This window comes from Vibrio sp. 10N.261.46.A3 (genome assembly GCF_041472995.1).
Taxonomy (GTDB): Bacteria; Pseudomonadota; Gammaproteobacteria; order Enterobacterales; family Vibrionaceae; genus Vibrio; species Vibrio coralliirubri.
In genome coordinates, this window is record NZ_JBFRRH010000165.1 from 1 (window position 1) to 12849 (window position 12849).

General features: G+C 42.0%; 11 protein-coding genes and 1 pseudogene. 4 read left to right on the forward strand and 8 right to left on the reverse strand.

What is annotated here, in order from left to right:
* Positions 1-16: 16 nt before the first annotated feature.
* The 4 genes and pseudogenes from AB4484_RS25950 to AB4484_RS25965 form a co-directional block, all read left to right on the forward strand.
* Positions 17-232, forward strand: a pseudogene (locus AB4484_RS25950) (hypothetical protein); the annotation flags it as partial.
* 168 nt (positions 233-400) lie between these two features.
* Entirely contained in the window at positions 401-1840 is a 1440-nt protein-coding gene (locus tag AB4484_RS25955) for a 6-phospho-beta-glucosidase (protein ID WP_050643445.1), read from the forward strand.
* 99 nt (positions 1841-1939) lie between these two features.
* Positions 1940-2938, forward strand: a complete 999-nt coding sequence (locus AB4484_RS25960) for a LacI family DNA-binding transcriptional regulator (protein ID WP_050643444.1) — start codon at positions 1940-1942, stop codon at positions 2936-2938.
* A gap of 221 nt (positions 2939-3159) precedes the next feature.
* On the forward strand, positions 3160-3720 hold the full coding sequence (locus AB4484_RS25965) for a sugar O-acetyltransferase (RefSeq protein WP_061037884.1): 561 nt from the start codon (positions 3160-3162) through the stop codon (positions 3718-3720).
* 45 nt (positions 3721-3765) lie between these two features.
* Here the strand turns inward: AB4484_RS25965 and AB4484_RS25970 are convergent, their stop codons facing one another.
* The 8 genes from AB4484_RS25970 to AB4484_RS26005 form a co-directional block, all read right to left on the reverse strand.
* Positions 3766-4692: a LysR family transcriptional regulator gene (locus AB4484_RS25970; protein WP_081229249.1), complete on the reverse strand. Its 927-nt coding sequence runs from the start codon at positions 4690-4692 to the stop codon at positions 3766-3768.
* Positions 4693-4848: 156 nt separating this feature from the next.
* Positions 4849-6204: a GGDEF domain-containing protein gene (locus AB4484_RS25975; protein ID WP_248336214.1), complete on the reverse strand. Its 1356-nt coding sequence runs from the start codon at positions 6202-6204 to the stop codon at positions 4849-4851.
* Between the two features lie 52 nt (positions 6205-6256).
* Positions 6257-7138, reverse strand: a complete 882-nt coding sequence (locus tag AB4484_RS25980) for a hypothetical protein (protein WP_372080972.1) — start codon at positions 7136-7138, stop codon at positions 6257-6259.
* Positions 7131-9545, reverse strand: a complete 2415-nt coding sequence (locus AB4484_RS25985; protein ID WP_372080973.1) for a pilus assembly protein PapC — start codon at positions 9543-9545, stop codon at positions 7131-7133. Before AB4484_RS25985 ends, AB4484_RS25980 begins: the two co-directional genes overlap by 8 nt.
* 44 nt (positions 9546-9589) lie before the next feature.
* Positions 9590-10267 (reverse strand): fimbria/pilus periplasmic chaperone, encoded by a 678-nt coding sequence (locus AB4484_RS25990; RefSeq protein WP_372080974.1) that lies wholly within the window; start codon positions 10265-10267, stop codon positions 9590-9592.
* 52 nt (positions 10268-10319) lie between these two features.
* Positions 10320-10982, reverse strand: a complete 663-nt coding sequence (locus AB4484_RS25995) for a hypothetical protein (RefSeq protein WP_122081310.1) — start codon at positions 10980-10982, stop codon at positions 10320-10322.
* Positions 10983-11104: 122 nt separating this feature from the next.
* Complete coding sequence (locus AB4484_RS26000) at positions 11105-11749, reverse strand: LuxR C-terminal-related transcriptional regulator (protein ID WP_372080975.1); 645 nt, start codon at positions 11747-11749, stop codon at positions 11105-11107.
* Positions 11750-11782: 33 nt separating this feature from the next.
* A complete protein-coding gene (locus tag AB4484_RS26005; protein WP_122081308.1) occupies positions 11783-12541 on the reverse strand; it encodes a helix-turn-helix transcriptional regulator in 759 nt (252 codons plus the stop codon).
* Positions 12542-12849: the final 308 nt, after the last annotated feature.

Sequence of the window (12849 nt, forward strand, 5' to 3'; positions counted from 1 at the left end):
TTCAAGTTGATTCGGTATAACCCCGATTAACCGCTTTCAAGAGCTGCAGGTATCAGAGTCAGGCTGGGGCAACTTTCCTGCCGTCTATAAGACCAACGGTACCAATTGGCTGAAAGTTAAAGAGGGTTGGATTCATCTCACACTAGCCGATCAGACACTTGTCCAGTTCTACCCGGGAACTCAAGACCAATCTGGCAAATCGAAGCATGATCAGTATTTTGATCAGCATTGATCGTAAAGCTGAATTTTGACTAGTCTGTAGTTCGATCAAAAAAATCTTTTAACTATTGCTGAAACCGGTTTCAATCTGTATCTTTGCTTTTATTGAAATCGGTTTCAGAGTTGTGAACGCAGCTCTAATCCTGGTCTTTTTCACGAATAACTTGTAGCGAGTAATGGTATGAACAACGAATTTCCGAACGATTTTTTATGGGGTGGTGCGGTTGCAGCACATCAGTTAGAAGGCGGCTGGGATGTGAATGGTAAAGGTGTCAGTGTTGTTGATGTATTAACAGCGGGCGCTCATGGTGTACAACGTCGAATCACCGATGGCGTGATTGATGGCGAAAACTATCCAAACCAAGTCGCAGTGGATTTCTACCATCGCTACAAAGAAGACATTAAGTTATTCGCTGAGATGGGTTTTAAGTGTTTCCGTACCAGTATCGCTTGGACGCGTATTTTCCCAAATGGCGATGAAGCTGAGCCATGTGAAGCGGGTTTAGCATTTTACGATGACCTGTTTGATGAGCTGTTGAAATACGACATTCAGCCTGTGGTAACACTGAGTCACTTTGAAATGCCTTACCATCTAGCTAACGAATATGGCGGCTGGATGAACCGTAAAGTGATCGACTTCTTCGTTAAGTATTCAACTACGGTGATGGAGCGATACCAACACAAAGTGAAATACTGGATGACGTTTAATGAGATCAACAACCAGATGAACACTTCGGCAGACATCTTCGGTTGGTTATGCTCTGGTGTGAAGTTTCCACAATGCGAAAAGCCGCAAGAAGCCATGTATCAAGCGGTTCACCACCAATTTGTTGCCAGTGCGTTGGTGGTTAAAAAAGGTCACGAGATCAATCCAGATCTTCAAATCGGCGCAATGTGTGCGATGGTGCCTTTCTATCCTCGTTCTTCAAAGCCAGAAGACATCATGGTGGCACAGCAAGCGATGCGTGACCGTTACTTCTTCTCAGATGTAATGGTGCGTGGTCATTACCCAAATTACGCTAAGCGTGACTGGGCAATCAAAGGCTTCAACATTGAGATGCAGCCCGAAGATGAGCAGATCCTAAAAGAAGGTAAGGCCGATTACTTAGGCTTTAGTTACTACATGTCGAATACTTTGGATTCTTCTTCGCATCAGTCGACTGAAGAGGCGATGGACGGCGGTCATGAAAACTCGGTTGATAACCCGTTCATCCAGTCTAGCGATTGGGGCTGGCCAATTGACCCAACGGGTTTGCGTTTCTGTTTAGCGTCTCTGTATGAACGTTATGAAGTGCCATTGTTCATTGTTGAGAACGGTTTTGGCGCTGTTGATACCATTGAAGAAGATGGCAGCATTAATGACGACTACCGCATCGCTTACCTTGGCGACCACATCAAAGAGATGAAAAAAGCCGTTGCGATTGATGGTGTTGATTTGATGGGTTACACCCCTTGGGGCTGTATCGACTTAGTGTCGTTCACCACGGGCGAGATGAAAAAACGCTACGGATTCATTTACGTAGATAAGCACAACGATCAATCTGGCTCACTTGAACGCAAACGCAAGAAGTCGTTCGAGTGGTATAAAGGCGTGATTGCATCTAACGGTGCCACTATTTAGAATGCATTTCCCAGCGCAGTTATGTGAACTGTGAGCTGTGATTTTGGAATGAATTAGTCGGCCTATGTCGACTAATTTTTTATAAAGGAAAAGAAGCCAATGGTAACCATGCTTGATGTCGCGAACCGCGCAGGCGTATCTAAGTCGACCGTTTCTCGTGTCTTAAATGGCAAGAACATCGTGCGCCCAGATGTGGTGAAAAAGGTATTTGATGCGATTCAAGAAACAGGTTATCGACCGAACTTGTTGGCTCAGCAATTGGCGACCAAGAAGACCAATTTCATCGGCTTTGTAATCACCAATGAGTTGTTCAATGGCCCTTATTTCTCTTCCTTGATGTATCACGCGGCTTCTTATAGCGAAAAGTCGAATCACCAACTGGTGATCACCGATGGCAAACACAGCGCTGAAGACGAAAGAAAGGCGATCAACTTCCTGCTGGATATGAAGTGCGCGGGCATCATCATCTACCCACAGTGCTTAAATGAAAGTGAGATTGCAAAGGTCATCGAAAGCACTGACACACCGATTATTGTACTCAACCGAGAAATGCCGTCGAAGCCTAATCATGCCATTACCACCGACCATTATCAGAGCGCTTGTTTGATGGTTGAACACATCATCGAGCAAGGCCATACAGGCATTGCAGTGATTCGAGGAAAAGCCGGTTCTTCGACAGATGAGTTGCGTTACCAAGCCTATCAAGATGTGCTAACTAAACATGGTACTGCATTGGATGAGGCCAAAGTTGTTCGAGGTGATTGGACGATGGAGAGCGGTTATCACGCGGCTCAGGCTCTGGTTAAAAGCAAAACCATATTCACTGCTATCTTGTCGGAAAACGATGATATGGCGATTGGTGCGATTAAGGCGTTAACTGAACTTGGGTACTCATTACCTAAAGACGTTTCTATCGTCGGCTTTGATAACAGCAAAGTGGGGGCGTTTTTAACGCCAAGCTTAACGTCTGTCAGTGTGCCATTAGAGCAAATGACGCAAAAGGCGATCCTGCAAATTGTCGGTGAAACAGAGCAAGCGACCACCATCAATACCACCGGCAGTTTGGTGCTACGTGATTCGATAGCGAAGCTAAATTAGCACTGTTCGAATTTCATATTTTACCTACAAAAAGTGATGAGCTGCGCATCTCTTAAACCAAGCTCAAACACTCCTTATTCACTGTTATTTAGATATGCGATATTGCGTTTTTGGTCGATGAATTGACCAGCATTAGTTAAGTAATGTGAAACTAGCTAAGTAATATGAAAATAGCTAAGTAATATGAAAATAGCTAAGTGATGTGAGAACAGGTAAGTAACGTGAAAACAGAAAAACAAAAAATGCTAGCAGGCGAACCCTATCAGGCTTGGGATAAAGAGCTTTATTCAGCTCGTATCGAATGTCGTAAGGTGCTTCAAAAACTCAATAACAGTATTCCTGACACACCTGAATGGGAAGCGGCAACGCAAGAGCTCATTCCGGGCTGTGAAAACGCGCATCTAGAACCTCCATTTCGTTGTGACTACGGCTCGAACATCAAGCTGGGCAAGAACTTCTACGCTAACTTTAACTGCGTGATTTTGGATGTGGCTGAAGTGACTATTGGCGACAATGTGCTACTTGGTCCGAACGTTCAAATCCTGACCGCAGGTCATCCACTTGATGTGAAAGGCCGAGTTGAAGAGGGTGTTGAGTTTGGCACACCGATTAATGTTGGCGACAATGTTTGGCTTGGCGGTGGTGTAATTATCTGCCCCGGTGTCACTATTGGCGAAAACAGCGTGATTGGCGCAGGCAGTGTGGTGACCAAGGACATCCCAGCCAATGTGGTTGCCGTCGGTAATCCATGTAAAGTGCTGAAAGCGATCGATAACGAGTAAACTCGTCGATACTTGAGAAATGATTTAATCGTCTTGACTCAGATGTTAAGAGTATTTCAATGACAGCTGTTTAGATGTTTCAGAAAAAATACTCCTAAGCCATTGATGGCTTGGGTCATTGTTTCTTGATGCATGCCAGAACATTGAAATACTCAACCAATCAGGTAAGAAATCGCATTGCAATGTTTTCAGGTTGAAATGACGAAAGTACTGATCTAAAAGTGTGCTTGGAAATATGCCGATATAGTCGTTTTGTTCAATAATCGGCAACATTTCCGTGATGCTGTTCGAGTGCCATGCAATGTCTCGTTTTCTTAATAGCCTTTCTGCTGTTAGCCCTTTATTCAGTAAATAGCTTTGCACCTGACCGGGTACCGTATGTGTGACATGTCTTTCATTTAAAAACTCTGTTGCTGTAATACTCGACCCAGTTAATCGAGGGTGTTCTTTTCGGCAAATAACATTGAGCTGGTTTTTGACGATCACTTCTGAACATAGTTGTGGGTATTGACCATAATCAACGTCCAAGGTGATATCGAACCTTTTTCTCAACATACTTATTGTCTCTGATTGGCTTACATGTGCTTCTGCTTTGATGCTTGCCAAGGGAGCTGCTTGACCAATAAGCTTTGATGCGACAGGTAGGATGCTTAAACCGAATACACTTAGCGCAGAGACGACAAACTCTCGCTCACAATGTTTTGGGTCAAAGGTACGATAATAAGGTGTAGTGAGTTTGATGTCTTCGACCGCAGAGGCTAGCGTCGGATAGATACTGATTGCCAACTGAGTAGGTGTTATTCCATGGCTTTCACGGAGAAATAAGGGGTCATCAAATAGAGCCTTAAGTCGAATCGCACTTTGGCTTATTGCAGATTGACTGACGCCAAGCCTTTTTGCAGCGCGGCTAAAACTGCGCTCTTCCATAATCGCAACGAAAGTTGGAATAAGGCTAAAGTCTGAATATTTCATTGGTCATCGTGTCGTCGGCATATTGATTGTTCAACTTATACCGACTGTCGTGCTAAAAATCACCATTAATAGAGGTGGAATGAGACTTTATAGGCTTTCTTTAATGTTCATTTATCCCGAATGATTTCATTCGATGCTATATCCTTGTTCATCGCCTTAAATTGAGCTCTGTACTAGGTTTCTTCCTCGGTGCTTGGCTTGATACAAAAGTTCATCAGCAGAAATGATGGCCTCTTCAATTGATTGACCTGTTGATAAGTCCACAAGCCCTAATGAAGCTGAAATACCTCCGTTGACTTGATTGTGCAACTGCTGATCGCTTGATATTTTAGCGCGAATACGGTCGGCGAGTTTTACGATATCAGATTGCTTCTCTGTTTTAATGATCACAATAAATTCATCACCTCCGATCCGATAGCACTCATCGTGTCTTCTAACACTCTCCAACAATATTTCACTCACTCGAACCAAAACACAGTCGCCTATGTGATGGCCATATTTATCATTGATCATCTTAAAATGGTCGAGGTCTATGGCGATAACGCCGACACAGCGAGATTGTTCATGTTGCTGTGTTTGTTCGATACGCGAGCTTGCAGTTTCAAGGTAAAGCCGGTTTTTAAGCCCTGTAAGCGTATCTGATTGCAGTGCTTGCGCTGTTCTGTCTTGATAGCGAGAAAACGCCTGCATTAATACGTAGAGCAACCCCAACAACAGAATGATCTCAATGAGATTTTGCAATGAGACAATGATCTCAACAACGGAGGTGGTCATGTTGTCGAACACCAACAATTTCGCGTTTAGTTGGGGGAGAGGCACTGTGATCAAATGAAAATATCGATTGTCGTCTGAGCTAAGCCTAAAGAACGGTAAGTTCCCGAGGTGTGTCTCGGTAAAGTGGAGGGTTGAATCAGCATCTACTTGATCGGATCTAATGAGGTTGTTGGTGAACGTGATTTTCGCTGGCTCACCAGAAGGCATGAAGACTTCTTTTTTCTCATTCTCAATCATTATGATGGTGTTCCACCCTGAATTAATTTTCGGGAAGTAGGGCATTAAGTCAAAATGGGTTTCAAAATAATTGGGTGGTTTTATGCTACCTGCGATTAGATGTACTTGAGAGTGTGCTTGGTCATAATCTAACCCCCAAAGTGTATGTTTATGTTTGATTGCGTTGGTAAATGTAGACGACTCAGGGTTTAAACCAAAGCGACGTGCGACGATTTGAACATCGCTACCACTGAAAGGAGATGAAGATGAATGAAGTACCCCTTCTAAGCTATTAATATCGACGTGGCCAAGTGAAGGCGATAACGTAGCCCCTAATATTTCTAACGTTCGGGATATATTATCTTGGACAAGAAACTGGATGAGCTGAGTTCTATGTTGTTGGTCTTTTTCAACAAACCCAATCAGCTTTCTAATATCACCAATGTGCAAACATAAGATACTCAGTGCAGCACAGGCTATCATCCAGTGGCGTTGTTTGATGATGAATTTCAATATATTCATATGGTTCACCCTTGTCTCGAAAACTCAAAGCCCGTGAGTATCCCCTGCTCATTCAGTAAATGGGGTCTATGGCTTTTACTTGTATCTGTAGCTCTTCTTTGTAGTGTCCTGCTCGCGATAGGTTTGTATTTCCAGTGATTTTTAAGTCAAAAGGGATATTGTGTCTTCCCCTTGAATAACGCTTTATCGGAAGCATTTGATGCGTTGCTGATATTTCAGTCCCATCAACGATGAGCTTGTATTCAATCGTCCATTTTGGATTCTGAGAATTAACCAGCTGTCGATATTTGGGTTTTACCCATAGCTCGGTGCGTGAATTTGAGCTGATTACAAAGTCTGTTTGATAGCGCTTGTTGTTTGATAGAACACCCAAAGCCCAGCGATACCCTGATGTTGTTTTATGAAAATTGTTACCTCGGCCAGACCAATCCAAAGAGACAAATGACTTAACTTTGTAGTTTGCTTTTGCTGAGAGTGTCACGATCTGGTCGTTTTTGAACTGCAATTTGACGAGAAATGGCACCGCATACTTGGCCGCGTAATTAATTTTTGCTTTGGGATCGACTAATGAGAAGCGAACCGGACGATTCTGCTGAGAGCTAAGTAAATACTCACGCTCTTTAGGGGCATAGGACAGCATCGTTTGATTCTGATTAATGAAGTGAATATGTGAAGATTTTGGACGGTCTAACACCTTTAAACGTACAGATTTCAGTGCACATTGTTCAGTTTTAGAACGAAGCTTTTTCAACTCAAATCGGACATTGGCATAGCCGGATTTATCAAATTCGAGCGGGGTGTTGCTCAATTGGGTTATATCCCAGACGCCTGCACAATTCGTGGCAAAGGCCATTGAGGGGTATGCAATAGCTGACGCAAGCAGATATGACGTCAGTAACCATTGCACTGCCCTCATCAAGAGTTTTCTATTCATGACTCGCTCCTTGTATGAGTTGAATCTCTGGAAGACGAATTAAATTGTCCTCTGATTCCGGAATGTTCATGTGTCCTTTAATCTCTGAGTTCATGGGTTGAATTTTGTAGCGTCCACTGCGGATCCCTTCCACAACGAACCGACCACCTTTATTGGTGAAAAATGGGATCGAATCGCCTGTATCGCTAATAAAGTAACCCTGAGTTAGTGACAACGGTTTTCCATCGCTTAAGCTCAATCTTCCGATCACGGTTTTGGATGCGTCTGAGCCAACAGTGAAAATGTGACTGGTGTATGCGCCTGGAGTAACGTTGTAGAAGTAATTACCAATGTCGTAGCCAATCGGTGCATCCGGTGCATCCAACGTGAAGCTTTGGGATGTATGTGCGGTAGAAAGGCTCACGGCATTATTGAGTCCATTTGAAGAGATGGCTTCTGCGTTGTCCTCGTCATCACTGTTGATAAGAACTTCAGACTCTAAGGTGTTATGAACTTGCACTACCGCTGCCGCACCGTATATGGGGCGAGACCAAGATAAAGTGCCATCGCTAATGGTGAATGCGGTGCTTGGTCTAAAAGAGGTGACGACGGTGTCTTCAGATTCGGTTGAGTTATAGTAGGTAACATCACCGTCGTAGCGAATTCGGTTACTCACATAGTCGCCACGTACCTGATATTGGCCTTGGTCAGATTCCACGTCAGCAGATAATGCATAGCCATATTTTCCTACTTGGTTCTTACTTGGCTTACTGAAGTTGGAACGTAATACTTCGGTGTCACTTGCATACCCGAGATCCGCAAAGTATTGACCATCATCTGAACTCCAAGTCCAGTCGACCGAAACCACACCTTCAGTATTTGAAGTTCCCTCGTTCGGATCTTCTTCGTGAGTGACACCTAAGCCAATAACAACATTTGAATAAGACCAAGATGTTGAAGCTTCTGCACTCCATTCAGTATCGTAGCCACTTTCTTTATCTAGGTTGTATGAAAGGGATAAGTAAATATCGTCGGTAATGCCAAAGGTATAACTGACAGCTGCCGAATGGCCAGTAGACCCCTCTTCAGTCCAAGGTTGATAGGAGAAAGAGTCATAAGATTCAAGGGCAATACGCAAGTTGGGTGCACTGTAGTTATTCTGGTCCCAAAGGGAGGCTGCGTAATCCAAACTAGCGATGTACCCCGTTTCGTCATACTCGCTGGATTGGCTGCCCGAGAGTCGGAAGCCTATATTACCCAGTGGTGTACCAAGGGTAGATATACCACCTAATATGAAACCATCTTTGTGATAAAACCCATTCAACCCCAGCGTCAAATAGTCGGTTAAACCATAGTCATAATAGGCGGTGGAAATAAGACTCCCAGTATCGTATTCATAGCGGTTGTCTTCAATTTCAGAAGGGGCACCAAGGTACAAACCAAAATCAGAGATTCCCTCTTTGAGTAGTTTAGAGTTGTAGAACACGCTATAGAGAATGGAATCCGTTCGACCTGATTGATATTCAATTTCCAAGCGAACATCGTTGCTTCCCGAAGAAAGCGGTAGGTCGTCTAATTGGTAACGGCCTGGAGGTAAACGAAATTCAGTGATGTAAGAACCGTTGATGTAGAGGTCAATGTCGGCTGATTCTTCTAGGATGAGCGCTTGTGTACCGCCAACTTGAATACTGCGATTCGGCTGCAATGCTGAGTAATTGCGTTCAAAACCGATCCCACCAAATTGCTCACTTGGTAGATGCCCAGACGTGCTGTTGACTTGGTCGCCAAAAGTTAATCGATAAGGGACATCCGCTCGGTCGACAAAGGCAGATACATCACCACGATAGAAGGTTTGTTCGTCATCGGTTCCGCCATCAAAATACCCTGAAAGTTTATAATTCACTCCCCGAGCACCAGCGAAGTTACCTGTAGATAGCCACTCAATATTCCATTGTTGCTCGTCACTTTGAGTTTCGACTCCTCGTGTATCAGAGACGCCAAAGTTCAAGTTATTAATATTGGTGAAAAATGATGACTTTGAATAGATCGGGGGAGAGTAAGGTGTGTTGAATGTCAGGGTCTGCTCTTTTTTAGCATCTTGAACAAAAGACAATGTAATCTCCATATCAGATGGGGAGAAAGAGAGTAAAACTCCCCACTCTTCAAGGACATCAATTGGAATAAAGTTTTCTTTGTATGAAGATAGCTTGCCTGACACTTCTGATGACAGGACAGGACCAATAAGTGCATTCAGTTGAACGGTGTTCACTTTAGATACGGTTTTACCATCAGAAAATGCATCGATATCGCCCACCGTTGAGCCGAGATAGTTAATTGGGAATGGGAACAACCAATCAGCAGCATAAGCGCTAGGCTCTACAAATAAACATAAAGAGATACACAGGAGGGCTGCGTAAGATCGGATCATGTTCCCCTCCTAGTACTAAAAATGTATAAGCTTTTAATTCAATGTTATTTTTCTTGCTTTACAGATATGCCACTCACATTGCCGAGAATCGTTGGGATTGGGTAATGTGCGATCGCACCTGGCATCAAGTAACCACTTGTTTTTGTATCAATCTCATTCCAAGGAAGGTCTTTTTTTCCATCACTGGTCTGCAGTTCGAACACTGATTGAAGTAGGTTGACGAGCACTTTACTTGTGTTTTCAACAACGATGATATTGTTGTCTTTGAGCGAGATTTTCATTGTTGGTTCTAAGGCGTTTGGTGAGACAAAGGCGAGGGTTGAAAAACTCAGTAGTGTTTTGATTTTACTTTCTTTATCTTCTTGGCCTTTCACTTCTAATTCGTTGAATTCAATTCGATACAATTTTGTTGTGGTGAGAGCATCACTTGGGATATAGCGAACTCGAATTTTTTGTGAACTTAAGGGGTTAACCATAATTTGAGGGGGAAGAATTAGAAAGCTGTCTTCATTTAATGTGAGAACTTCTCCTGTTTCGTCATAGGTCACATCGTATACGACCACTTCGACTGGAAGTGAACGGTCTTGAGTATTATTGATGGTGTAGCTTGTCAGTGCTTTTCTGCCAAACTCTTGCATCTCTTGGTACATGGGCGTTATTTCATAGCAAAAGGCAGCGACGTGATGCAGTAATAGGCTAAAAATTAAAATAGTTGTTTTCATAAAGCCCTTCCTTGGTGACAAGAGCCCACTTTAGTGGGCTCGAATTTATGAACTAAAATCCGCAAAATGCGTGACAAGTTTTTGCTTGGAGTTTCACATACACAGTTGAGCGATAGTTACCTGCTCTTGCTAAAGCTGCACCTTCTGTTGTGATAGAAAGAGGAATTTCAGCAATTTTGTTTTCTTGATGTTTACCGCTCCATTTGACTTTGAAGTTGCCTGTTGCATGACCAAACAGGCCATCACTTGCGTTGCTCGTATCGAAAACATCGGTTTGATTTGCTTGTAATGTGTAATCGATGCGTTCTTTACCAATGGCCATGCCAAAACGAGTCATTTTGAATGGTGTTGCGGTCATATCGACATCCATTGATTTTCCGTAGTTACACCACGCGCGAAGTTTAGCTACAGGTTTACTAGTTAGACCTAGAATTGTGTTTTTACTGTCATCGAGCATACCTGTTAAACGGATATCGCCATTTACTGAGTTTGCTTGCCCTTCTGCCTGTAAGTTGAGTACACAACGTTGTGGGATAGTGCCTTCCATACGAATATGTGCACCATCGCTGTTACTTGCGTTAGCAAACAGAGCATCATTACTGTATTGAAACCCAACCTCCTGGAAGCTTACTGGAGATGCGCTATTTGATGCTGCAAAACCATTTACACTAAACATCACTCCTGCTACCGCTACTGCTATCATTAACTTTTTCATAATTATTCCCTCATTACCTGTGTTATTACTGACAACAACTAGATAATAATTTGTCGTTGAGATATATGCCTCGCAAAGGTGGGTGATATATCTGATAAACAAGTATGAAAAGAGTGCTAATTTTAAACAGTTAATTCATGTGCTTTTGCAAATAATTCGTATCGCGAGTGAACATCTAACTTAGACATCACGTTGTAAGCGTGAGTCTTTACAGTATTTATGCTCACATTAGTGTCTCTTGCTATTTGAATGTTCGAAAATCCTTGTAACATTAACTCAAAAACGCGCCTTTCTTTTTTCGTCAAAGAAAATTTACTCGTAACTTTTTCTGTTATAGATATCGGTGTTTTTTGCGTGTCATTAATGCATAGATCAATAATGAAACTTTCCATCACATGACGTGGGAACCATAATTCACCATCTTGAATAGACTTAATGGCTTTAGGCAGAAATTCAAAGTGATTGTTTTCAATTTGACCAAAGAATCCAAGCTGTAAATAGTCATAACAACTTGAACTAGTAATGTTGATCGCAATCCATTTGTCCTTCCTATTTACGATAGATAAACCACATTTGTTTGGCATGGGGATGGTTTGCCTATCGTAAATGACGATGCCTCTATAACTAACATTAAGTTCAGAAAACGATTCAAGAACTTGAAACTGACTCAATGGGAATGAAAATTTCAAAATGTCTTGTATAACCCTAGATAAAACTACATCTCTAGTAATTAAACATATATATGGAGATGGAAGGTGGTGTGACATAAGTACCCTACCTTGTTGCGTTTTTCGACGGAATTATGTGTTAACTAAGCGCGCTGATTTATTCATCAACCATTGGCCTTGTCCAAAGCGTGATATCAGCTGATTTTGATTTTTACATTGAGTTTTGTGAAGAATACTTTTGATTTGGGTTCTGACTGTTTCTTTGGATACATTGCGTATTTTCGCTACTTCTGAACCAGTTAACCCTTTGATTATTAGTTCTAAAACAACAAGCTCCGATTTTGTAAGAATCGGGGGCAGGATTGTGGTTGTAGGCTCGGCGTAGCGGTTCCAATGCAATAACATTGTATGGTGAGCTATCCAAGAATTTGCCCAAGCGATAGTGATGTCACAGATGAGCTCAAGTTGGCGGAATTCTTCTGGATTCAGTGCATTTATGCTGTGGAGAACAATGACTATCTCATAATTGTAAGAGAGTTCATCAGTGATTGAATAGTGATTTAGAGCATGGGTAATGATCGACAGTTCTTGATGATCAAAGATTCGATTTTCAATTATGGTGTCTTGGCTATGGAATAATTGACCTTTCTTATCCATTGAGAGTAAAGATAGGTAAGAGTCAAGCTTCTCTGTGACTCGCTTTGAAATAGAGATTCTATCATTAACACTTTTTATATACTTGAAAACAGGGTTTTTGTTTTTTGACATGATAACTAAAGTGGCATGTTCAATCCCAATCTCTATGAGCCCATCTTTAATTTCCTCTTCTAATTCAGAAGGGGATTTATTAAACCCATGATCTAATGGAGTTGTGTTTTCTGATATCTGCATCTCTCATTCCTTAAGCTTGCATCAAGCGGATATTTTCATATTGTCTTATGTTTTCCACTATCTTATCTAGATATTAGTCACCAATTGATGTCTTTATCATCACCCAATTGGGTGAAAACTAAATAATATGGCTTTGATTTCGTAAGGTATTATTGTTAATTAATTAGTATTGATCTAAATCAAAGTTAATGAGTAAATTATTAAAAAACAAATTAAATAACTAATTGATATTAAAAAAATACATTTGATAGTATCCATACTAATTATTTCTGAAGCAATGTTGATTCGCTTATATCAGGTATTAGTGG